Here is a 22,419-nt window from a genome sequence, read left to right as displayed (position 1 = left end):
ACATGACCCCCCGGCGGTGGTGGCATGTCTCGCGCAGTCACTCGGCGGAGCAGCTGGAGGCATCCCCATGTGGAAACCGGCACTCATCGGCACCGCGGCCGCGGCACTCGTCGCCACCGCCTTCTCCCCGCGGGCCACGGCGGCCGAAGGCGCGCCGCCACCGGGCAGAATCCAGATCGACGTGGTCTCCGTCAACGGGTCCGGCTGCCCGGCCGGGACCGCGGCCGTCGCCGTGGCGGGCGACAACACGGCCTTCACCGTCTCCTACAGCAACTACCTGGCCCAGGTCGGCGTCGGCTCGAAGCCCACCGACTTCCGGAAGAACTGCCAGCTCGGCCTGAACGTCCACGTCCCGCAGGGCTACACCTACGCCATCGCCAAGGCGGACTACCGCGGATTCGCGCATCTGCAGAGCGGGGCGACGGGCCTGGAGAAGGCGAGCTACTACTTCCAGGGCATGCAGCAGACGACCTCCACCAACCACCGCTTCAGCGGCCCGTTCAGCGACGACTGGCAGACCACCGACGTGACGGACGTCGACGCGCTGGTCTACGCGCCCTGCGGCGTCCAGCGGATCCTCAACGTCAACACCGAGCTGCGGGTGAGCGCCGGCACCTCCGACCCGGCGTCGACCACCAGCTTCATGGCGATGGACTCGGCCGACGGCAGCGTCAACACCCTCTACCACTTCGAGTGGAAGCAGTGTTCCTGATCCGTGCCTCATCCGTGCTTCCGGGCGCGGCGCAGTGGGAGGGGACTTCATGCGCGGACGCACCAAGCTCAGACCGGCCGTGCTCGGCGGTGCCGTGGCGGCCCTGCTGACCGTCGCGGCCCCGCCGGCGGGCGCCACTCCGTTCGGGGTGCCGCCGCCGGACAAGGTCGTGATCGACGTGGTGACCGTCAACGGTTCGGGGTGCCCGGCGGGGACCGCGAACGTGGCGGTGTCGCCCGACAACACGGCCTTCACCGTGTCCTACAGCGACTACGTGGCCCAGGTGGGCGTCGGCTCCAAGCCGACCGACGCCCGCCGGAACTGCCAGCTCAGCCTGAACGTCCACGTCCCGCAGGGTTTCACGTACGCGGTCGCGCGGGCGGACTACCGCGGGTTCGCGCACCTGGAGAAGGGGGCCGCGGGGCTGGAGCGGGCGAACTACTACTTCCAGGGGATGCAGCAGACCGCGTTCGTCAACCACCACTTCACCGGTCCGCTCAACGACAACTGGCAGACGTCCGACACCACGGACATCGACGCGCTGGTCTACGCGCCCTGCGGGGCGATGCGCTACTTCAACATCAACACCGAGCTGCGGGTGGACGCCGGCACCTCGGACACCTCCAAGACGTCCAGCTTCCTGATGATGGACTCGACGGACGGCAACATCAGCACCCTCTACCACTTCGCCTGGAAGCAGTGCCCCGCGAGGTGAGACGTCCCGGGGTACGAACCGGCCCGCCCGGCGACGGAAGACGTCGCCGGGCGGGCCGGAACCACGGGGAGGGCGGGGAGCGCCTCAGTCGTGCGCCTCGGCTTCCACCGGCTTCGGGATGAGGAACGACGTCCCGATAGCGAGAGCCAGGATCACCACCCCGGCGATCATGCCGGCGACGTACCCGCCGGGCGAGGACGCGTCGGACGGTGCCGTGGCCGTCTTGACGGCGTAGAGCGCGGCGAAGCTGAGCCCGGCGCCGAGGTTGAAGGCGCCCGCGTTCAGGCCGGGCAGGAAGCCGGGGTTCTCCTTGGGCGAGAGCACGATGCCCAGTCCGTTGAGGACGATGTTGGCCACACCCGCGTAGGTGACGCCCACCAGCAGCGAGGTGACCAGCAGCAGGACCCGCGAGTCGGCCGGCACGGTCACGATCATCAGGATGACGGAGATCACGGCGCCGACGAGGCCCAGGCGCAGCACCCGGCCGTAGCCGTAGGTGGCGGCGAGCCGTCCGGCCACCGGTCCCATGGCCAGTCCGGCGAGGGCGTACGGGGTGAGGGTCCACCAGGCGGACTCGCTGGCGCTCATGCCGAGGCCGGCCTGCGCGTCCTGGGCGAACGCCGGGATCAGGCCGTTCATGACGGCGAAGACGCCGGTCATGGTGAGCACGGTGGTCAGCAGGGTGGCCCAGGTGGCGCGCTGCTTCAGGTGGTGGGTGGCGACCAGCGGGTTGGGCGAGCGGTCCTCGGTGCGCCAGAAGAGGGCGAAGGCGAGCGCGGCCACCACGACGAGCCCGACGACGAGCGTCCAGTCGGCGGCCTCCAGCTTCCCGGCCTCGTTGAGGGCGACGAGCAGCGAGCCGACGGAGACGACGAGGAGGCCGACGCCGGGCCAGTCCATCCGGTGGGCCGACGGGACCCTGGTCTCGGGGGTCATGGTGGCGACCATGACGGTGGCGATGAGGGCGACGACGGCCATCGCCCAGAAGACGGCCTGGAAGCCGTGGTGGTCGGCGAGGTAGCCGCCGCCGAGGGAGTCCACGCCCGCGATGCCGCCGTTGACGGCCGTGATCACGCCGAGCAGGGTGCCGTAGCGCTTGGGCTCGGGCACCTCGACGCGGAGCATGATCAGGGCGAGCGGCACGGTCGGGCCGGACGCGCCCTGGATGACGCGGCCGAAGAAGAGGACGGCCACGCTGTTCGCCAGCGCGGCGACGACGCAGCCCACGGCCATCAGGGCGAGCATCCCGACGAGCACCTTGCGGCGCCCGAGGATGTCGCCGAGGCGCGGGAGGAACAGGGAGAACAGCGCCGCCGAGGTGAAGAACGCGGTCTGGGTGAGACCGATCTCCGCGGACGTGGCGCCGAGGCTGTCCTCGATGCTCTTCAGCGCGGGGCTGAGCATGCTCGCGTTGAGCTGGAAGGCGATGCAGGCCGTGAGGAGGGCGGTGACCAGGACGGCCACCCGGGTGGTGCGGCCGGCCGGGGCGCCGGTGGTGCCATCGGCGCCGCGATGGCCGGTGTGAGAAACGTTCATGCCTCGACGTCTTCGTGGGGGGCGACACCCGCTGTCCGATGGGACAGCGGCGGAGCGGAGCGCGTCGGGTGTGCGGCATCGTCTCCGCCGTCCGCGGCGCGGGCCGTTCCGTCGGCCGGAACGAATCAGCCGGAACGAACCTGGTCACGAACCGCCCGTACGTCCAGTCCGTGCCCAAAGGTACCTGTTGCGGACCGTTGACCGGAGTCGGATGTTCCGCTCCAGGGCCGGACAGCTCCCTCACATCACCCGGTGACGCCCACGTCGTCACCGACCGCTACGAAGACCCCGGGAAGGCCGCCGATGGCCGTCAGGCGGCGCCCATGGTCTCCGCGAACGTCTCGGGATCGGCGTCGAAGCCGCGCAGGAGCGGGCGGAACGACCACAGCCCGGCGGCGTCGCGGACGAACTCGCCCACCGTGGCCGCGGTGGACCCGCCGACGGACGCGAAGTCCTCCTCCACCAGCACCTCGTACCCTGCCACGATCTGCACCCGGGGCGCTGCCACGTCCGCGAAGGTGAGCCGGCCGTCGGTCTGCTGGGCGGCCACGCCGACGACGACGCGCCCGTTGGCCTCGGCCATCCGGAACAGCTCGACGGTCATCACCTCGTCCCAGCCCAGCCCCTTGCCGTTGCGGCTGTCGCGGTTGAGGGTGACGGTGCCGTCGGGCGAGCGGCGGCCGAAGTGCACGAGCTGGGCCGGGGCGCCGTGCGGGTCGTCGGCCCTGAGGACGGCGATCACCAGGTCGAGGTCGTGCGGATCGGCGCCGTAGGGCGCGGGATCCCACTTCAGCCGCACCTCGGCCTTCTCGATGCCCTTGCCGAAAACGCTCACGCGTCGTCCCTCCCCGCGGTCCGGTGCCTGTGTCCCCACATGATGGCGTGCGGCGGGGCGGCCCCGGAAGGGGAATCGGACGGCACCGCACGGTGGGGGGACGCGGAAGGCGGACGGCCGCGGGGTCAGGACCTGCGGTAGCACCGCCGCATCCACGGCAGGGCCAGGGACCACAGCCGCCGCCACACCGGTCCCGGGAGGAACCGGCTGCGCTCCTCCCGCGCCACCCGCCCGTACGGGTGCTGGAGCAGCCGGGTGGAGGGGGCGGCGTAGCGGCGGCGGTACTCCAGGGCGACGACATGTTTGACGCTCTTGTAGCCGTACTCCTCCGGGGCCACCAGCCGCACGGGCGCGCCGTGGGCCGCGGTCAGGGGTTCGCCGTCAAGCCGGTCGGCCAGCAGGACGCCGTCGTCCCGGGCGGCGCGGCGGCGGCAGTCGCGGTAGCCGTCCAGGCCGGTGACCAGCAGCCAGCGGGCGCGCGGGTGGGGCCGGACGGTCTCGGCGATCAGCCGTTCGACCTCATGGAAGGGGACGCCCTCCCAGGTGAGGTCCCGCGCGCTCCAGGTCGACACGCAGTGCAGGTCGCCGCGGCGGGTGCGGCGCGGGGCGGCCCGGCGCAGCAGGTCGTCGAGGTCGAACTGGGCGGGCCGGGCCACGTCGCCGCCCACGGCCAGGACCGGCCGCTCGGGGACGGTGACGTGACGGCCGGCGAACTGCGGGGGTCCGAAGCGTTCGAAGGCGGTGATGTGCTGGCCGGGGGGCAGCGGCCGGTCCGGTCCGTGCCCGCGTCCCCCGTCCCCGGTGCTCACAGGGTCTGTGGGGTTCATGGGACCAGGCTGCCACCGGGGCGGGGCCGGCGCCCTCCGGGAGCCGCGGCCTTCGGGGCGGTATGCGCCGATTCGCCCCGTGGGTGCCGGACCGCCTCCCCGGCCACTTCTCTCCTGACGTCTTGTCAATGCAATGTCACATTACTACGTTACGCATCACACAGCGCTCAGCGGCCGTCCTCCCCAAGCACCCCGCACCAGGGGGCAGTTCGGCCGCTCCTCACATCCCCCCACGTATCCCCCCACTCTGGAGACAACGGTGTCCCGACACAGACCTGTCCGCCGCACCCTCGCCGCCGGCGCCCTCGCCGCGGCCCTGTTCGGCCCGGCCGTTCCGCAGGCCGTCGCCGCGCCGGCGGCCCCACCAGGCCACCCGGCCCCGAAGACGACCCCGACGACGGCCCCGGAGACGACGGCGGCGGCCGGCCCGGACTCCGGGCACGACCGGGCCGACCGCCTCGCCCGGGCGCCCCGCCCGAACGCCCGCCCCCTGCCGGCCCCCGGCGGCCTCCCCGACGGCCGGGTGGCGGGCGCCCGTACGCCCGCCGGCCCCGGCACGACGTCCCACCCGGGCCTGGCCCCCTGCACGCTCGACGGCATCACCGGCCTGGGGCCCGAGGCGTTCGCCGACTTCCTCGCCGATCCGGCCGTCACCGCCGACGGCTGCCTCCGCACCCTCATCTGGACCTGGGACGCCCGGCTCGCCCCCGTCATGTCCAAGGCGCACGTCCAGGCCGTCTCCCGGCGCATATCCGCCCTCGCGCCCCGGCACGACGGCCGCAACGGCAGCCATCTGCTGGAGATGCTCACCTACCTCCACGCCGTCGTGTACCACGACTTCTCGCGCTCCGAGATCGACGTCACGGACCCGCCGACCACCGAGGCCATGCGCCGCGCCCTCAGCGCCTTCGGCGGCGCGGCCCACAGCTTCGACGTCACGCGGTCCAACGCGGAGAGCCTGCGCGAGGCCCTGTACGCGGGCAGCGGCCCCGGCCTGCGGCAGTCCCAACTCGGCACGATCCGCAAGGTCCTGGCGACCATGGACCAGTACCACACCACGACGTACAAGGACCCGTCCTGGGGCGGCGCCGCGCTCGCCGGGCTGTCCGTCAACTACCTGGGCCTGTACCCGGGCAACAAGGACACCGCGTTCCGCACCGTCGTCACCGGCAACTCCGCGTACCGCGAGGCGTTCCGCAAGGTCGCCGGCTACACGCACCTGAAGGGCACGCCCAACGAGTGGGTGGTGCGGGACGCCGTCGGCGAGTACGGCCGCTTCGGCGAGGTCGACGCGCTGCGCACGGAGACGGTGTCCGGCCTCGGCGCGCTGCTGCCCGTCGTCGAGCGGAACTTCGGCGCGCTCGGCTCACCGTGGGCCAAGGCGGCGGGCTGGCTGGTCTACTACCAGTCCTGCGCCACCTACAGCGTCTGCAAGCCGGACATCGAGCGGCGCCTCTTCCCCGTCACCTACACCTACGACGGGGGCGGCATCAAGGTGCGCACCGCCCTGGACCGGGCCACCGTCGACCGCCTGTACTACGCGAGCAAGCAGGTGAAGGCCCAGTTCCACCGGGTGCTGGGCACCGACAAACCGCTGGCCGGCGACGTCAACTCCACGCTGAACATCGTCCTGTACGCCTCGCGCGCCCAGTACGAGGACTTCCAGCCGCTGCTCACCGGCCTGAGCACGAACAACGGCGGCATGTACATCGAGCAGGGCGCGACCTTCTACACGTACCAGCGACGCGTCCCGCAGGACTCCTCGCTGACCCTGGAGGAGCTCTTCCGGCACGAGTACACCCACTACCTCAACGGCCGGTGGGCCGTGCCCGGCCTGTTCGGCGAGGGCCCCTGGTACCAGGGCGACCGGACCACCGCGATGGACGAGGGCACGGCGGAGTTCTTCGCCGGCGCCACCCGCGGCGACGGCGTCAAGGTGCGCAAGTCCCTGGTCCGGGGCGTCATCAAGGACACCGCGAACGGCGGCCCGCGGATGAGCGTCGACCGGCTGCTGCACGCCACGTACGACGGCGACGGCTTCCGCTTCTACGACTACGCGGGCACCTTCTTCGAGTTCCTCTGGACCGAACGGCCGTCACTGCTGCGCGAGATGTACGGCCTGCTGCGGGCGGACGACCCGAAGGGGTTCGACGCCTGGCGCGACCGGACGGGCAAGGACGCGGGGCTCCAGCGCGCCTACGACGCCTTCCTCGACCGGCGGATCGCCGAGGTGGACCGGCTGTACGTGCCCAGCACCGACGTCATCCCCAACGACCGGCTGCGGGACGCGACCCCCGAGGCCGTGCGCGCGTCCTTGGTCTCGGCCGCCTCGCTGACGCCCGACTGCGTCGCGGGACCCGACCCGTCGGTGCGGCGCTTCGTGTGCACCGGCCGGATCACCGCGCGGCTCACGGACGCGGCCGACCCCGACCGGGTGTTCCGCGATATGTCGGGCACGGTCGACTACTTCATCCTGGAGCGGGCCCGGCCGGCCTCCACCAACCTGGAGGAGATGAACTGCTCCTTCGGCGCGGTGGACGTCTGGTCCGACGGCCGGGGCGGGACCGCCGACTACTCCTGTGAGGGGCCGCTGCGCAGCTGAGCGGCCGTTCCGTGGCGGGCCGGCGGCGCTGACCACGCCGCCGGCCCGCCCGGTCACCGTCAGGCGCCGGTCTCCAGGCCCATCGGCGGTTCGACGGGCGCCTGCGGCTCGGGACGCAGCAGGACGGCCCGGGCGACGGCCGGCGCGAACAGGGCGGACGGCGGGACGACGAGCCCCGTCATCGCCCGGAAGGCGGCCCCGACGACCGGGTCGCCGGTGGCCCTGCGGACGACGCGGGACATGTACCAGGCACCGGGCCGGTCGACGGCCCGTATCGCGGTCGCGTTCCCGACGGCGGTGGGCAGCAGCCGGTCGCCGCCCGCGGAGATGTTCCACGGCGGGCGGACGGTCGCGCACAGCGCCCGCTGCACCCGGCGGGTCGTCGGGACCCGGCGGACGTCGTCCAGCACCTGCCGCAGGGCCAGGGCGCTCAGCGCGGCCACCGTCATGCCTTGTCCGTAGACGGGGTTGAAGGCGCACAGCGCCTCCCCGGCGGCGAGGAAGCCCGCCGGGCGGCGGCCCGGAAGGTCGTAGCGGCGGCGGACATTGGCGGTCGACCGGTAGCCGTGGGCGGGGGCGAGCGGCTCGGCCTTGTCGATCCACTCGCCGAAGACGGGGTGCGGGAGGTGGTCGGCGAAGGCCCGGAACCCGGCGTCGCCGGTGGGCGGTTCGCAGCCCCGGAGCCCGGAGAGCAGGACGGTCCAGCGGTCCCCCTCCATCGGCAGGATGACCCCGCCGTACGGCTGGGTGGCGTCCGGAACGATGTAGATGCCCCGGAACGGCAGGTCCGCGTTGCCGCCGGCCCGGTAGAAGCGGGTGGCGTAGGCGAGTCCGGTGTCGATCCGCTCCTCGTGGGGCGGTTCGGCGCCGAGGTCCGTCAGCCAGCCGGGGGCCCGGGAGGAGCGGCCGGAGGCGTCCAGCACCAGATCGGCCGCGAGCGTGCCGGGCTCCTCCCCCGCCCGCCCGGCGCCCCGGGCCCGCAGCCGGACGCCCCGCACCCGGTCGGCGTCCCCGAGCAGGCCGGTGACCTCCGTCCCGTCGACGAGCCGGATCCGGGGATCGGCCAGGACCCGGCGGCGTACGACCCAGTCGACCAGCGGACGGGACGCGCTGACGAAACGGATGGTGGCGGGGGTGCGGCGGTACCAGCGTCCCGCCTGCCAGTGCAGCAGTTCGTCGGGCATCCCGATCGCCGGGGCACCGTGCCCGCGCAGCTCGTCCATGACCCCGGGCAGCAGCCGGTCCAGCGCCTGCCGCCCGCTCTCCAGCAGCACGTGCGTGTGCCGGTCCTGCGGCAGCCCGGCCCGGTGATCCGGCCCGTCGGGATAGCGGTCGCGTTCGACGATGGTCACCGTGCCGGCGTGGTCCGCCAGTACGTGTGCCGCGAGGAGCCCGGCCAGGCTCCCGCCGACGACGACCGCGTGCCGCGGCCGCTCCCGTCCCGCCGCACGCCGCGTCCCTGCCGTCTCGTCCACGCTCCACCCCCGACTCCGGCCGCCCCGGCCTCGCGACCGGAACGGGCGCCTTCCCCCGAGCACGGCCACGCTACCCGCCGGCCGGCCTCTCGCGGAACGGAGTCCGGCACGGCCGGGGGCCCGGCACCGGATCCGGCGTGAAGCGCCGTCCCGGGTGGCGCGTTCCGTTCCGTTTCCGCCGGCTCCTCAGCCCTCGGCCTCCGCCAGGAGCGCGGCGACGCCGTCCAGGAAGCGCCGCAGACCGAACTCGAAGAGCTCGTCGAGATCGAGGTCGTAGGGGCCGGAGGTGAGCAGCCGCGCCATCGTGGGGAGGCGGCCACCGGCCAGGATCCGCCGGAGCTCGGGCTCCTGGGCGTCCATCCACGTGTCGCTGTCCATGCCGGTCAGGGCCTGCGCCTCCTCCTCCGCCTCGATGTTGACGGCGGTGCCGCGGATGTAGTTGAGCAGCGTGAGGTGGGTGGAGAAGACCGTCGTGTTGTCCAGACCCCGGCCGTCCAGGGCGCCGAGTACCCATTCGGTGAAGGGCAGGGCGCTGGGGATCAGCTGGGGGCGGGTCACCGAGAGGGCGGGGGCGAGCCACGGGTGGCGGCGGAACGCCTGCCACAACAGCCGGGCCGCGACGGTCAGCCGGTCGCGCCAGTCGTCCGGCGGGGCGTCCGGGAACGGGGTCCGGGCGAAGACGGCCTCCATCATCCGCACCACCAGGGCGTCCTTGTCGGCCACGTGCCGGTAGAGCGACATGGTCGCCACGCCCAGGACGGTGGCGACCCGCCGCATCGAGACGGCGGCCAGCCCCTCGGCGTCGGCGACGCCCAGGGCGGCCTCGACGATCCGTTCGGGCGAGAGCCCGGGATCCGCCGCACCGCTCCCCCGCCGGTCCTGGGCCGGGGCGGGCTCCGGGGCGGCCGGACGGCGGGCGGGACGCCCCGGGCGCCGGGGCGGTGCGGCGACGACGGTGCCGACGCCCGGGACCGCGCGGACCAGCCCCTCGTGGCGGAGCTCGGTCAGCGCCTTGGTCGCGGTCGCCATGGCGACGCCCCACTCCCGGGTGATCTCGCGCGTCGAGGGGACCCGGTCCCCCGGGGCCAGTTCGCCCGTCTCGATGCGCCGCCGGATCTCCGTCACGATCCGGCCGGAGCGCGACGCCGTACGCCCGTCCACGGCCCCTCCCTTTCCGCACTAGTGCACCTCGAAGGGCATCACCGTAGCGACGGGCGCCGGGCGACGCGCGGCCGGACCGCCCCGAGCGGCCCCGACAGCGCTTCCCGCACTAGTGCACTAGTGCACTACACACCTCAACAAGGGCCTGCCTTCCGGTTATTGCCGCAAACCCCCGCTTGCCCAGCCGCATGCGTACGCCGTACATTCCTCGCCATGCAGAACACCGACATCCTGATATCCGGCGGAGGCGTCGCCGGCCCCGCGCTCGCGTACTGGCTGTGCCGGGCGGGCTTCTCCGTCACCGTCGTCGAGCGGGCGGCCGCGCCGCGGTCCGGCGGCCAGGCCGTGGACCTCCGCGGCGCCGGCCGGACCGTCGTGTCCCGGATGGGCCTCATGGAACAGGCGCGGGCGCTCGGCCTCGACCAGCGCGGCTTCGCCTACGTCGACGCCTCCGGCCGGATCTCCGCGCGGATGCCGGCGGACAGCTTCGGCGGGGAGGGGATCATTTCCGAGATCGAGATCCTCCGCGGGGACCTGGCGCGCCTGCTGTACGAGGCGAGCCGCCCCGGGCAGGACACCGAGTACCTGTTCGACGACACGATCACGGAGCTCACCGAGGACGAGCGGGGCGTCAGGGTCGCGTTCCGGTCCGCGGGCACCCGCCGGTTCGGGCTCGTCGTCGGGGCGGACGGCCTCCACTCGACGGTGCGCGGCCTCGCGTTCGGGCCCGAGCGGGAGCACGTCCGGCCGCTGGACCTGTACACGGCGTGGTTCACCGCCACGGACGGTCCGGACCTCGACGGCTGGTTCCTGATGCACAACGCGCCCGGCGGACGCGTCGCCACGGCCCGGCCGGGCCGGCGGCCCGGCGAGATCAAGGCGGGCCTCAGCTTCCGTTCACCGCCGCTCGCCGTCGGCCGCCAGGACGTGACCGCCCAGCAGGCGCTGCTCACCGAGCGCTTCACGGGGGTCGGCTGGGAGACGCCGTTCCTGCTGCGGGCGATGCGGGACGCGCCCGACTTCCTCTTCGACTCGATGGGCCAGGTGCGCCTCGACCGGTGGTCCCGGGGCCGGGTGGCGCTGCTCGGTGACGCGGGGTACTGCGCCACGCCGCTCACCGGGCTGGGCACCAGCCTGGCGCTGGTCGGCGCGTACGTCCTGGCGGGCGAGCTGACCGCGGCCGGCGGCGACCACCGGGTCGCGTTCCCGCGCTACAACCGGGTGATGCGGCCGTACGTCGACCGGGCCCAGGAGCTGCCGCCCGGCGGCGCGGCGGGGTTCGCGCCGATGAGCACGCTGGGCATCCGGCTGCGGAACCTCTCGATGCGCCAGGTCACCAGGTGGCCGATGCGGAACCTGCTCGGCGCCCAGTTCGCCAAGGCCGGGGACATCGACCTGCCCGAGTACCCCGTCACTGCGGGGCGGTGACACACCGGCCACTGGATCCCCGCCGGTGCCGGCCCGCCTTCGCCGTCCGCCCGCCCTACGCTCCGCCGCGGGGCGGCTCCGTACGCCCGACGGCGCACGGTCCGTACGAGGAACGGACCATCGCGTCGACTCACCCGAAAGAAGGATCCGCTCACGGATGACGACAATGAAGGGAGGAGTATGGCTCCTGCCCGCCAACCGGCTCTCATGGGAGCGGCACATGACGAACCCCGACCCATCGGCACGGCGTCTGCGCACACGCGTGGATCTCCACGGTGACCGCGCCGCCATCCGCCTCACGGGCGAGGTGGACCTCGGCACCGCGCCCGGACTGCGCCGGACCATCTGTGCCTGCCTCGGACAGCACCACCCGTACGCCCTGGACCTGCACCTCGCCGAGGTGAGCTTCTGCGACTGCACCGGGCTGAACACCCTGCTGTGGGCCCGGCTGGAGGCCGCGGACGCCGGGGCCGCGCTCTTCGTGCGGGGGCCGCTGCAGCGCGGCGTCGCCCGCCTCCTGTCGGTGACCGGCACCGATACGGTGCTCGGTCCCGTGGCGGCCGCCTGAGCGGCCGCGCCGGCCGCGCGTCTCACGGGCCGGTGGGCACGCGGTAGACCACCAGGGCCTCGTTCTCCTTCTCCAGGGTCAGGCCGCCCGGCACCGGGGCGGTCTCGCCGTCGTACGCGAAGTGCGCGCCGGGGTGCAGCCCGCCGACCCGCAGCCGTCGCAGGCGGGCGGTGCCGAGGACAGGGGTGCTGCGGATGCCGCCCGTGAGGGCCGCCGTCAGCAGGCGGGTGCGGGCGAGCCGGCCGGCGGAGACGATGCGGACGTCCAGGACGCCGTCGGCGAGGTCGTGGCGGCGCACCGGGGCCGCGCCCAGGCCGCGGTAGGTGCAGTTGCCGGCGAAGACCGTCCAGACCCGCCGGCGCCGGCCGTTGATCTCGACGGTGATGGGCCGGCCGGTCCGCAGGACGTGCACGGCGGCCAGGATCCCGGCGGGCCAGGCGCCGATCCGGGGGGCCCACCGCTCGCGGATCCGGACCAGCTCCGGGTAGGCGCCGACGCTGAACGTGTTGAGGAACCACCGTTCGTCGCGCTCCATACCGCCGCGGATCCGCACCATGTCGACGGCGACCGCCTCCCCGCACTCGACGGCCCGGCAGGCGTCGCCGAGGGTCTCGATGCCCAGGTCGTAGGCGAAGTGGTTGCGGGTACCGCCGGGCAGGACGGCCAGGGGCAGGCCGTGCCGCCTCGCGACGGCCGCGGCGGCGTTGACCGTGCCGTCGCCGCCCAGCACACCCAGCGCGCCCCCGAGCTCCCGCGCCCGGTCCGCCGCCTCCTCCAGGGCCTCGTCCAGCGAGGGGCCCGGCCCGTCGGGGCCGGTGCCGACGGTCAGGAACTCGGCGCGCGGCAGGACGGAGCGCAGGGGGTCGACGACGTCCGGGCGTTCGGTCAGCCGCTGGCCCGAGCCCGGGTTCGCCACCACGACCAGCCCTTTGCCCTCCGTGAGGGCGGGCGCGTCGGCCTGCGGCCGGGCGGGCGGCGCGAGCTGCCGGCGGGTGGGCGCCAGGCCGCGTACGGCGAACGCGGCGCCCGCGCCGAGCGCCGCCCCGATCAGCACGTCACCCGGATAGTGGACGCCCGTATAGACGCGCGAGAAGCAGACCGACGCCGCGAGCGGCGCCAGGGCGAGCCCCCAGCCGGGGTTCTCCAAGGCGACGCCGGTGGCGAAGGCGGCGGCCGACGCCGAGTGCCCGGAGGGGAACGACGTGGTGATCGGCTGGCGGGCCAGCCTGCGGACTAGGGGGACGACGTCCAGCAGGGGCCGCGCGCGGCGTACGGACCGTTTGCCGAGCGTGTTCACCGTGGCCGAGGCCAGGGCGAGCGACGCGGCACCGCGCAGCGCCGCCCGCCGGGCCGGCCTGCCGCCCAGTACGGCCGCTCCGGCCGCGATGCCGAACCACAGCAGGCCGCGGTCGGCGCTGCGCGACAACCGGGGCAGTACGCGGTCGGCGCCGGGCCAGTGCCGGGTCGCCACCGCGCGGAAGGCCGCTTCGTCCCATGAACTCACCGCTGCACGCATGCGCCACGACTACCCCGGCGCGCGATGTTGATGCGGACGTGCCGGAGGGCGGCGGCATCCGGGTTTCCGGTGCCGCCGCCCTCCGGCGTTTTGTTTCGCTCTCCGTCAGTACGCGGAGTTGACGTTGTCCATCGAGCCGTACTTGTCGGCCGCGTAATTGCAGGACGCGACGATGTTGGCGACCGGGTCCCAGATGTCCCAGGACGTGCCCTCGACGTGGTACGCCTTGAAGGTCGGGTCGATGATCTGCAGCAGACCCTTCGACGGCACACCATTGACCGCGTTGACGTCCCAGTCGTTGATCGCGTGCGGGTTACCGGTCGACTCCCGCATGATGTTCCGCTTCACACCCTCGTACGAGGCCGGAATGCCCTTGGCCTTCATGATGTCCAGGGCCTGGGAGATCCAGCCCTCCAGGTCGTTGCCGTACGCCTTCGGCGCGGGAGCGGCGGGGGCAGCCGGCTTCCGCATCGGCTTGCGGGCGGTGGAACGGTTCGCGGCCTGCTTCTCCGCGCGGTCCTTGTCCGCCTTCACCTTCGCCGCCGCCTCGGCCTTGGCGCGCGCGGCGGCCTCGTCCGACTTGTGCGCCGCCTCGCCCTGGCCCTGACCCTCGAACGCCTTGGCCTCGAACGCCACCGGCTTGACCACCGGACGCGCGTCCGCCACGGCCGTACCACCGGAGACCACCGCGAACGCGACCGCGGCGGCACCCGCGGCACCGAGACCGGCGGCGGAGAACTTATGGACCTTGGACAGACGGGTATAGCCGGAGTGGGTGGAACGCATGGAGAGGTGAACCTTTCGGATCGGGAAACCGCGACGGGCCTAGGACCGGCGCAAAGAAAAGCGCCGTTCTCGGTCGTACGGCGCCGTGCGGTCCCACCATTCTTAGCGGCGGCCGAAAACCCGAACAAGCACTGTGACCTACTCCCCCGCATCGTTCACCGAGCCGGGAAAGACCCGGAAATCCCCGGGAATTCGGGAACGCCTAGGACTAAAGAAGTCCGTATGTGATCGAGGCCCTATGCGCGGCCTCACACCCTGGGCCCCTCCAGATCACGCAGGGCGAGGATGCGCATACGCGCCGCGGCGGCGGCCGCGTGCGGCGCCGCGCGACGGCGCGTTCCGCGCGTGTGCGCCAACTTCCCGCTCCGTCACGCCGGTTGCGGTGCATCGGCCGGGGTGGAGCGGGCATGCGGTCGGGTGCCCACCGGCGGCACGGAGCCGGCAGCGATGGGCGTCAACGGCATGGACGGTTGTGAGACCGGGAGGTGAACGATGCTCTGGTGGGGCTGGTTGATCATTGCGGCCGTGGGCCTGCTCGTCGTGGCCGGCGCCCTGGCGGGCGTGCAGGCACGCAGGCGGGCCGGAACGGTGATCGTGGTCCGGCGTGGGCACCGGGCGGGCAGGGGAGGCACGCGGTGGACTCGCTGATGCTCGCGTCCGAGCTGGCCAAGCGGCCGGTGGTGACGCTCGACGGGGAGGCCGTCGCGGAGATCAAGGACACGGTTTTCGACGGCGCGGCCGGGCAGATCACCGGGTTCACGCTGAACGGGCGCGGCCTGCTGGCCGGCCCGCTCAAGCAGAGCCTGCCGTGGTCGTCGGTGCACGCGCTGGGCCGGCACGCGGTGATGATCCCCGGGCGGGAGGCGCTGGCCGAGCCGGCGGCCGTCGTGGCCTCGGGCGAGGCGGCGCACGGCGCGGTGCCGGGGGCGAAGGTGCTGACGGAGGAGGGCGTCGAGGCGGGCAGCGTGCTCGACGTCGTGGTGGCTCCGGATGGCCGCGTGGTCGGCTTCCGGATCTCCGCCACCGAGGCGTTCGTCCACCGGGAGCACGGGCGGAACAGCGTCTTCGTGCCCCGGGGCGAGGCGCTGGCCGTCTCGGGGCGGGCGCTGGTGGTGCCCTCCGACGCGCCCCGTTTCGTGGCGGACGACCTGCCCAGTTTCACCACGCAGGTCGAGCTCTTCGCCGCGAGGGTGACGGCCGCCGAGCGGCAGGCGTACGGCGGGCAGCGGACGGACGTCGGCGCGGCGGAAGGAAAGGAGCACCTGTGATGATGCTGTTCAGCGGGACGAAGGGCTTGCCCGTCGTGACGGCCGACGAGGCGGCCGAGCTCGGCACCGTCGAGGCGCTGGCCGTCGAGGCCCCGCTGGGGCTGATCGGTCACCTGCGGCTGTCCGGCTCCGGCGGCCCGGCCCGCAAGGGCCGGGCCTGGCTGCCCTGGAGTCTGGTGCGGGCGGTGGGTCCGGACGCGGTCATCGTCCGCTCGGCCGCGGAACCGGTGGTGGCGCGGGAGCCGGACCACCACGAGATCCTGGGCCGCCGGGTGCTCACCGACCGGGGTGACGAGCACGGCACCGTCAAGGACGTCGCCTTCGACCCCGCGACCGGGCGCATCGGAACCGTGCACACCACTCAGGGGAACGTGTCCGGGCACCGGTTGCTCGGACTGGGCGACTACGCCCTGGTGGTCCGCGCGGAGTGACCGGCCGGCCGGCTCTCGGGGCGGACGGCCCGGTCCGCCGTCCGCCGCACCCCGCGGGCCGCCGACGGAACCGGCGCGGCGGCCGGGCGGGGCAGGACGGCGCCGGGGGCGACCCCGGCGCCGGAGCCCGTCACGGCGTCGACGGCGTCGGTCAGTCGCCGGCGGGCGGCCCGCAGCGCGTCGGCGATGTCGCGGGTGCCGGTGGTCACGCAGAGGGTGTACGACACGTCCGCCAGCTGCCGCCCGATCGCCGGGTCCGCCGGCCGTGCGGTCGCGGAACGCTGCAGTGCCGTGTGGCGCTCGACGAGGTCGCGGAGAACGGCGGGGTGGGCGAGCAGCATGGATTCCTCCTGAAAGGACGTGGGCAGGCGTGCCGACCAGGAAGCGCCTGCCCCGGATCCCGCTCCTCATTCCGTTTCCGTTCACCGGTGCCTTCCGCTTCGCCGCCTGCACCGGCTTTTCCCTGTCGTCCCGGGGCTCCCCCGCGCCCCTGGGGGACCGCGTTCTCCGGGAGTCCCGCCCCGTCCGGGGAAGAGCAGAAAGGGCATTGTGCCGAGGGCATCAGTTCCGGTCTCGCGGATACACGTACCGGCATGAGCGGGGAACTCGCAGCCGTGGAAGAACTGTTGACGGGGGCGCGGACGCGCCGCCAGGTGGCCCGGGCCTACCGGAGGATCCGGGCGGGGGACGGGCCGGGACGGGACGGGCCGTACGCCCGTGGCGCCGCCGCCGGCTACCGGTGGGCGCTGGGCGCGCCCGGCGGGGCGCCGGTCACCGGCGCCACCCCGCACGGCGGGGTGGGCATGGAGACGCTGATGGCCGAGGTGGACGCGGCCGTGGTGCAGCTCGACGATCCGGCGCAGCCGCCCGCCGCCGCACTGTACACCCAGGGCGCGCACGACGCGCTGGCCTGGATCTGCGGTCTCAGCGACGACCACCCCTGACGGCGGGACCGGAGGCGGCACCGCGGGCGGGACCGCGGGCGGGACCGCGGGCGGGACCGCGGGGCGGGCGGTGGCTCAGGCCGGTACCAGGGTCGTCACCAGCACGTCGCGGACGGCGGGACGGCCGGGGTCGAGGGGGCGGACGGGCGAGACCTCGTGGAGGGTGGCCCGGTCGTCGCCCAGCAGCAGGGTGCCGGGCCGGGTGAGGGTGACGGCCAGCAGCCGGTCGCCGTCCGGCGTGTACACGGCGCTCTCGCCGCCGGTGGCGTTGTCCCGGGCGACGGCGAGGGACGAGACGAGCGTGACGCCGTCGCGGTGCCGGCCCTCGGGGGTGGGCTGCCCGTCGCCGTCGGCCGAGGCGAGGACGCGGAACGGGTGGACGTTGGCCTTCCACTCGGTGACGGTGTCCAGGGCGGTGGCCATGCGGCCGAGCAGCCGGAGGAGCGCGTGCAGCACGGGGTCGGCGGTGAACTCCGGGCTCAGGGGCTCGAAGTGGCGGTCGACGTCGACGTAGAGCGGGTTGCTGCGGTCGGGCTGGACGAACGGGACGTGGTCCAGCGCGCGGATCGTGCCGGTGGCCGGCGTCACGGCGAACTGGCCGTAGCGCCGCAGCCGTCGGGTGCCGTGCGCGGCGGCGTACGGGTCGGGGGCGAGCCGGTCCCAGTGGGAGGCGAACGCCGCCCAGCGTCCGTCGGCGGTCCGCGCGTCGAGGCGGGCGCGTACGTCGGGGGCGGGGAGCAGGTACACGCCCTCGGTGGCGAGGGCCCGCCGGGCGGCCTCCACCGGGTCGGCGTCCGTGCCGGGCGGGGGTGCCGGGTCGCCGGGCCGGGCGGTCGCGGCGGTGCCGTCGGTCGCGTCGGTCTTGTCGGTCACATGGTCCACGGGTGGTCGCCTCCCTCGGTCGGCGGGCCGTTCCCGCCGGGCGGGAAGCGGTGGCCGCGCCCGGGCCGTCGCGTGGCGGAACCGCCCGTGGGACGCGGACGGTTCCCTGACGGCCGTACTGCGCTGCGGACCGGGCGGGACCGGGCTCGGACCCCGGTCGGAATCCTCACGGTCCGGGTCCCGGCCAGGGCCTCAGTCGCGGTCCTCGTAGCGGGCCAGGGCGAGGCCGAGGGTGAAGAACGTCGGCGCCCATTCGCCGACGAAGATGCCCCAGCGGTCGGCCCGGGCGGTGCCGGCACTCTCCGCTTTCAGCGACCCGGCCCAGGCCACCACGGTCAGAGCGATGGAGCCGAAGGCCATGCAGTAGGCGTGTTCGCTCCGCAGACCGGCTTCGTGCAGTTTCTGGACGATCATGCTCCTTCACCCTTTCGTCGGGGACGTCGAGATCGTCGTTCCAGCGTGCACGCCCGCCTTCCGGGCCGCATCTCGGGCCGGGCGGGACGCTCGCCGGGTGCCGAGCACCGGGGAGGTGCTTCACCAGGGATGGTCGGGCGCCTCGTCGGGCTCGGTGACCCAGCCCGCGGCGAGGATCAGACCGGACTCCCGGTGCACGGCCAGGAAGCCGAAGGGGCGCTCGAAGAAGGCGGAGACGTGCCGGGAGCGGCGCGTCGGCACACCGGCCGCGGCCATGCCGAACGCGGTCACGGCCGCCGCCTCGAACCCGCGGGCGGTGAAGGCCGCCACGATGTCCTGCCGAGCCGACGAGACCGCCAGCGGGAAGGGGCTGATGCCCGGGAAGTGCCCGGTGGAGCGGTCGACGGCGGTGCGCAGGCCGAAGGCGCCCGGGCGTTCGAGGAGGTCGTGTCCGGCGCGGACGGTGAACCGGGCGGTGGAGGTCACCAGGACCGGGGCGCTGTCCCAGCCGGTGGCGTCGGCGACGGTGACGCCCGGGCCCGGGTTGCCGTAGGGCAGCGCGGAGCCGGGGACGGTGGCGTGGTCCCCGGCGAGCACGCCCGGGCCCGCCGCGAGGACCTCCGCGCCCGCGACCCCTTCGGCCCCGAGCAGCAGGTGCACGTCCAGGCCGTTGTCGCCCCGGATCTCGGCGACGGTCAGCGGTCCGGCGGGGGTGTCCGGCGCGACGCGGACCGCGTCCAGGTCCCCGCCGCTCCGGTACAGGCCGGTCAGCCGGCGGCCCCGCCAGGGTCCGGTCTCGGGGGTGAGCCAGCCCTCCGAGAAGGGTCTCGTCCACCGGGTGCGGACGAGCAGGGCGCCGGCCAGGACCATGGCGAGGTCGGGGCCGGCCGGCACGGGCATCGACGGGACGGCGCCGTCCGTGTGCCCGGCGGCCCAGGCGTCGAGCGCCCGGCCGTCCCGCTCGGCGTCGCCGGTCAGCTCGCCGCGCACCCCGCCGGGCAGCCGCGCCTCCCACACAGGCCGGACCGGCACGTCCCGCCTCGTCCACAGCCCGACGGCGGCGTCGACGCCGTCGGCAGCGCGCAGCAGCTCGACCAGCCGGCGGCCGCGGTCCGCCGCGTCGGCCGCTCCCGGCAGGCCCAGGACGCCGCGCAGTTCGGAGCGGGCCGGGCCGTCCGCGCCCGCCGCCAGGAAGGCGAGCAACGGCCAGACGGCGGCCGCGGAGAACACGGTCCCGCGTCCCTCGCCCGGTCCGACGGCGAGACGCGCCCAGTCGGCCGTCAGCTCGTTGACGGAACGTATCGATTCCTCGTCGGGTCCGGTCGGCACCGGGTCCCACCCCATTTCGTTCACGGACTTCTGTTCGCCCCCGCACGCGCACACGGGCGTCGCGAAGATCAGGGACGCCGTGGGCGTCCGCCGGGTTCCGCCGCGCGCGACGTGGCGGGCCGGTCAGGGCCGTTCGAGAACCAGGTGGCTCCATGTGACGTCCGCCCGGCCGAGCGGGTCGCCGCCGTGTGCGCGGTGGAGGGCGGCGAGCCCGTGCCGGCGGGCCAGGGCGGCGGTCTCGTCGGCGGTGACGGGGAACATCCGGCGCCCGGGCGGCACGGGTCCGTGCCGCAGGGAGAGGACGATCCGGCCGCCGGGGCCGACGAGGCCGCTCACGGTCTCCATGGCCGCCGGCCTCTCGTCCGCGTCCAGGTGCATCCACACGGCGGTCAGCAGGACGAGGTCGAACCGCCGCCCGCGCAGGGCCCGCAGCCCGGGCAGGGCGTCGTCGACCCACTCGATCCCCCGGTCGGCGTGCAGCCGCCGGCCCAGCGCGCGGAGCGCGGCCGTCGGCTCCACGGCGACGACGCGGTGCCCGCGTCCGGCCAGCGCGGCGGCGTCCCGTCCGCTGCCGGCCCCGATGTCGAGGACGGTGCCCGGCCGTTCGGGGAACAGGTGCAGCACCGCGCGGTGCACCTCGGCGAAGTCCACGCTCTCGTACTGCCCGGCGAGCGCTTCGGCGGCCTCGCCGTAGCCTGCGGTACCGGGTACGGGCGGGGGTTCGGTGGACGTCTCATCACGCATACCCCCGCACTCTAGGGGCTGTTGGGAGACGTGGTGCCGGCCGCCCCGGTCACCGGCCGCCCTGTGGCCTCCGGCGGCGGCGCGGGCGGCGGGCGGTCACGGCGTCCCGCAGTCCGTTCCGCAGTCTCCGGGCCGCCGGGGCGCTCGCCGCGATGAGCAGCCCGGAGAGCAGGTTGGCCAACAGGTCGTGGGTGATGAAGTCGTACACGGCGGTCCGGCGCGCGTCGGCCATGCCGGACCGCGCGCCGTGCTCCTTCGCGTACGCCGAGGCCACCGACGTCCGGCACATCCCCCCGGCTACCGGCGTCGTGCGAGAGGCCGCCGCGCTCCGCCGCCCTCGCGGGCGGGCCGGGACACGGGCGGTCCGGTACCGCCGCCCAGTCTGCACCGGCGGGGGGCGGAAGGGAAGCGGGTCGACGAGCAACCCACCCGGACCCGTGGGGTGTTCCGGCACGGGTCCGGCGCCTGCTCACCCGTAGGAGATGTGCGAGCAGATGTCGTCGTCGGCGGAGCGGGCTTCGTCGGTCACCCGGGAGGGGACGGTGGAGGGTGTCGACGCGGAGGGTGAGGGAGTGCCCGGTGCGGGGTGGGAGGCGTAGGAGGTGCCCAGGGTGACGTCGATTCCCGGTGCTCCCGGTGCTCCCGGCGTGGGGGCGGAGCGCAGTTCCGCGCCCGGGAAGCGGTCGGCGACGGTCCGCGCGCGGTCGTGGAGGCCCGGGCCGTAGGTGACGACGGTCGTCCGCTCGCGGGAAGGCGCGTCGCCGGTGCCGGTGACCGTGAAGCCAGCGGCCCGCAGTTCGCCGGCGGCCTTGGCGGCCAGGCCCGGGACGTTCGTGCCGTTGTGGACGCCGACGCTGATCCCGGCACCGGAGGCGGGCGAAGGGGAGGGCGAGGGCGAGGGTGAGGGCTTCGGACTTCTGCCGGCGGTCTCCTTGCCGTCGAGGGTGCGGTCGTGCCGCAGCGCGTCCCACAGGGCGTCGGCGTCGGGCTGGACGATCGCCACCCGGTTGCCCTGGTAACGCCAGGGCACGGTGACGAACTTGGTCTCGTGGAGGTCCACGTCCTTGAGCGACATGGCGAAGGAGAGCAGCTTCCGGGCCGAGTCGAGGCCCGGGTCGACGGTCAGGGAACGGGTGGCGGCGTCGGCCAGCGGCAGGAGGGTCGTGGGATCGAAACCCTCGCCCTTCACCTTCTTGATGAGGGCGCCGAGGAAGGCCTGTTGACGCCGGATCCGGCCGATGTCGGACCCGTCCCCCAGGCCGTGCCGCAACCGCACGTAGTCCAGGGCCTTCTGCCCCGACACGGTCTGCGGGCCCTTGGCGAAGATGCGCTCGCCGCGCGATCCGCGGTGGGGGTTGAGGTCCCCTTCGTAGACGTCACCGGGCAGGCACACCCGCACCCCGCCGACGGCCGAGGTCATCGCCGCGAATCCGGCGAAGTCGACGACGACGGTGTGGTCGACGCGCAGCCCGGTGAGTTTCTCCACCACGTTCTGGGTGCAGGCGGGGTTGCCCTTGGCCGTGAGCCCCACGGAGAAGGCGGAGTTGAACATGGCGCCGGACCGCGGCTCGGTCCATCTCCCGTCCGGCAGGCGGCAGGGCGGGATGTCGACCAGGGTGTCCCGGGGGACGGACACCGCGACGGCGTGTCTGCGGTCGGCGTAGACGTGCAGGAGGAAGGCGGTGTCGGAGCGTCCGACGTCCCCCTCTCCCCCGCCGAGCGCGCTGTTGGCCCCGGACCGTGAATCCGAGCCGATGACGAGGACGTTCCGGCCGCCCTGCCCTTCGGCGGGGCGGTTCTTGGACAGTCCCCCGGCGTCGAAGCTGTCGATGTTGCCGTCGAGCCGGCAGTAAAACCACACGCCTCCCGCGAGGAGCACGAGGACGCAGGCCGCGGCCGAGAACGCGAGGACGCGTATACGGCCGCGCCGCCGCCGCTTCACCCGCGTGGTGCGCCGGTCCGGGTGCGCGGTCCGTCGACTCGGCCGTGCGGTCTGTGGATTGGGTCCTGAGGTCCGTCGACCCGGTCCTGCGGTCCGTCGACTCGGGCCTGCGGTCCGTCGGCCGCCGTGGCGCCCGGCACTCGTGGCGCGCGTCATACGCACACCTTCATCCGCTTCCTCCGCAATTTCATGGTTGCGCAATATAGCAAGTATGAATGACGGCGCGACCGGGCGGCGCCCGGGCGCGGTGCGCGCCTCCGCGCGGCGCCCGTACGGGACTTCGGCGGGCCGCCCGGTGGGTAGG

Annotated in this window: 22 protein-coding genes; 8 read left to right on the top strand and 14 right to left on the bottom strand. The window is 74.3% G+C overall.

What is annotated here, in order from left to right; genetic code table 11:
- The first annotated feature begins 67 nt into the window (after positions 1-67).
- Both K7I03_RS32835 and K7I03_RS32830 read left to right on the top strand, forming a co-directional pair.
- Positions 68-712, top strand: a complete 645-nt coding sequence (locus K7I03_RS32835) for a DUF4360 domain-containing protein (RefSeq protein ID WP_185943094.1) — start codon at positions 68-70, stop codon at positions 710-712.
- 49 nt (positions 713-761) lie between these two features.
- The gene (locus K7I03_RS32830) at positions 762-1,427 is read left to right on the top strand and encodes a DUF4360 domain-containing protein (protein WP_185943095.1); all 666 of its coding nucleotides are present in this window, start codon (positions 762-764) and stop codon (positions 1,425-1,427) included.
- A gap of 84 nt (positions 1,428-1,511) precedes the next feature.
- Here K7I03_RS32830 and uriT read toward each other — a convergent pair whose 3' ends face one another.
- The 3 genes from uriT to K7I03_RS32815 all read right to left on the bottom strand — a co-directional run bounded on the left by uriT (position 1,512) and on the right by K7I03_RS32815 (position 4,625).
- Complete coding sequence (uriT, locus tag K7I03_RS32825) at positions 1,512-2,963, bottom strand: uridine transporter UriT (RefSeq protein WP_185943096.1); 1,452 nt, start codon at positions 2,961-2,963, stop codon at positions 1,512-1,514.
- A gap of 310 nt (positions 2,964-3,273) precedes the next feature.
- Positions 3,274-3,798 carry a TerD family protein gene (locus K7I03_RS32820; protein ID WP_185943097.1) on the bottom strand — a complete coding sequence of 175 codons (525 nt, stop codon included), beginning with the start codon at positions 3,796-3,798 and terminating at the stop codon, positions 3,274-3,276.
- A gap of 125 nt (positions 3,799-3,923) precedes the next feature.
- Positions 3,924-4,625, bottom strand: a complete 702-nt coding sequence (locus tag K7I03_RS32815; protein ID WP_185943098.1) for a molybdopterin-dependent oxidoreductase — start codon at positions 4,623-4,625, stop codon at positions 3,924-3,926.
- Positions 4,626-4,884: 259 nt separating this feature from the next.
- Here K7I03_RS32815 and K7I03_RS32810 point away from each other — a divergent pair, with 259 nt between their 5' ends.
- The gene (locus K7I03_RS32810; protein ID WP_185943099.1) at positions 4,885-7,227 is read left to right on the top strand and encodes a collagenase; all 2,343 of its coding nucleotides are present in this window, start codon (positions 4,885-4,887) and stop codon (positions 7,225-7,227) included.
- Positions 7,228-7,286: 59 nt separating this feature from the next.
- On the opposite strand, the gene K7I03_RS32805 is transcribed toward K7I03_RS32810, so the two are convergent.
- Together K7I03_RS32805 and K7I03_RS32800 are read right to left on the bottom strand one after the other, a co-directional pair.
- Positions 7,287-8,702 carry an FAD-dependent oxidoreductase gene (locus K7I03_RS32805; protein WP_185943100.1) on the bottom strand — a complete coding sequence of 472 codons (1,416 nt, stop codon included), beginning with the start codon at positions 8,700-8,702 and terminating at the stop codon, positions 7,287-7,289.
- A gap of 186 nt (positions 8,703-8,888) precedes the next feature.
- Positions 8,889-9,863, bottom strand: coding sequence for a TetR/AcrR family transcriptional regulator C-terminal domain-containing protein (locus K7I03_RS32800; protein ID WP_185943101.1), 975 nt, complete (start codon positions 9,861-9,863; stop codon positions 8,889-8,891).
- A 213-nt stretch (positions 9,864-10,076) separates the two neighbouring features.
- Between K7I03_RS32800 and K7I03_RS32795 the strand changes: the two genes are divergently transcribed.
- On the top strand, positions 10,077-11,291 hold the full coding sequence (locus tag K7I03_RS32795; protein ID WP_185943102.1) for an FAD-dependent monooxygenase: 1,215 nt from the start codon (positions 10,077-10,079) through the stop codon (positions 11,289-11,291).
- A 157-nt stretch (positions 11,292-11,448) separates the two neighbouring features.
- The gene (locus tag K7I03_RS32790; protein WP_185943103.1) at positions 11,449-11,859 is read left to right on the top strand and encodes an STAS domain-containing protein; all 411 of its coding nucleotides are present in this window, start codon (positions 11,449-11,451) and stop codon (positions 11,857-11,859) included.
- A gap of 22 nt (positions 11,860-11,881) precedes the next feature.
- Here K7I03_RS32790 and K7I03_RS32785 read toward each other — a convergent pair whose 3' ends face one another.
- Both K7I03_RS32785 and K7I03_RS32780 read right to left on the bottom strand, forming a co-directional pair.
- Positions 11,882-13,375, bottom strand: coding sequence for a bifunctional phosphatase PAP2/diacylglycerol kinase family protein (locus tag K7I03_RS32785; protein WP_185943104.1), 1,494 nt, complete (start codon positions 13,373-13,375; stop codon positions 11,882-11,884).
- 105 nt (positions 13,376-13,480) lie between these two features.
- Complete coding sequence (locus K7I03_RS32780; protein WP_185943105.1) at positions 13,481-14,161, bottom strand: transglycosylase SLT domain-containing protein; 681 nt, start codon at positions 14,159-14,161, stop codon at positions 13,481-13,483.
- 635 nt (positions 14,162-14,796) lie between these two features.
- Between K7I03_RS32780 and K7I03_RS32775 the strand changes: the two genes are divergently transcribed.
- Both K7I03_RS32775 and K7I03_RS32770 read left to right on the top strand, forming a co-directional pair.
- Positions 14,797-15,429, top strand: coding sequence for a PRC-barrel domain-containing protein (locus tag K7I03_RS32775; RefSeq protein WP_185943106.1), 633 nt, complete (start codon positions 14,797-14,799; stop codon positions 15,427-15,429).
- Positions 15,429-15,860, top strand: a complete 432-nt coding sequence (locus tag K7I03_RS32770; protein ID WP_185943107.1) for a PRC-barrel domain-containing protein — start codon at positions 15,429-15,431, stop codon at positions 15,858-15,860. Before K7I03_RS32775 ends, K7I03_RS32770 begins: the two co-directional genes overlap by 1 nt.
- On the opposite strand, the gene K7I03_RS32765 is transcribed toward K7I03_RS32770, so the two are convergent.
- Positions 15,833-16,201, bottom strand: a complete 369-nt coding sequence (locus K7I03_RS32765; RefSeq protein WP_185943108.1) for a DUF5133 domain-containing protein — start codon at positions 16,199-16,201, stop codon at positions 15,833-15,835. The two genes, K7I03_RS32770 and K7I03_RS32765, sit on opposite strands and share 28 nt — an antisense overlap.
- 252 nt (positions 16,202-16,453) lie before the next feature.
- On the opposite strand from K7I03_RS32765, the gene K7I03_RS32760 reads away from it, so the two are divergent.
- The gene (locus K7I03_RS32760; protein WP_221903010.1) at positions 16,454-16,804 is read left to right on the top strand and encodes a hypothetical protein; all 351 of its coding nucleotides are present in this window, start codon (positions 16,454-16,456) and stop codon (positions 16,802-16,804) included.
- Positions 16,805-16,879: 75 nt separating this feature from the next.
- On the opposite strand, the gene K7I03_RS32755 is transcribed toward K7I03_RS32760, so the two are convergent.
- The 6 genes from K7I03_RS32755 to K7I03_RS32730 form a co-directional block, all read right to left on the bottom strand.
- Entirely contained in the window at positions 16,880-17,686 is an 807-nt protein-coding gene (locus tag K7I03_RS32755; protein ID WP_224347343.1) for a 2OG-Fe dioxygenase family protein, read from the bottom strand.
- Between the two features lie 192 nt (positions 17,687-17,878).
- A complete protein-coding gene (locus K7I03_RS32750; protein WP_185943109.1) occupies positions 17,879-18,100 on the bottom strand; it encodes a hypothetical protein in 222 nt (73 codons plus the stop codon).
- A gap of 120 nt (positions 18,101-18,220) precedes the next feature.
- Complete coding sequence (locus K7I03_RS32745) at positions 18,221-19,429, bottom strand: serpin family protein (protein WP_185943110.1); 1,209 nt, start codon at positions 19,427-19,429, stop codon at positions 18,221-18,223.
- 123 nt (positions 19,430-19,552) lie between these two features.
- Complete coding sequence (locus tag K7I03_RS32740) at positions 19,553-20,173, bottom strand: class I SAM-dependent methyltransferase (protein WP_185943111.1); 621 nt, start codon at positions 20,171-20,173, stop codon at positions 19,553-19,555.
- A 49-nt stretch (positions 20,174-20,222) separates the two neighbouring features.
- Positions 20,223-20,447, bottom strand: coding sequence for a hypothetical protein (locus K7I03_RS32735; RefSeq protein ID WP_185943112.1), 225 nt, complete (start codon positions 20,445-20,447; stop codon positions 20,223-20,225).
- A 195-nt stretch (positions 20,448-20,642) separates the two neighbouring features.
- Entirely contained in the window at positions 20,643-22,271 is a 1,629-nt protein-coding gene (locus tag K7I03_RS32730; protein ID WP_398858394.1) for an LCP family protein, read from the bottom strand.
- Positions 22,272-22,419: the final 148 nt, after the last annotated feature.

This window comes from Streptomyces mobaraensis, from assembly GCF_020099395.1.
In the GTDB taxonomy this organism is placed as follows: Bacteria; Actinomycetota; Actinomycetes; order Streptomycetales; family Streptomycetaceae; genus Streptomyces.
This window is presented reverse-complemented; position numbering and strand designations above follow the sequence as displayed.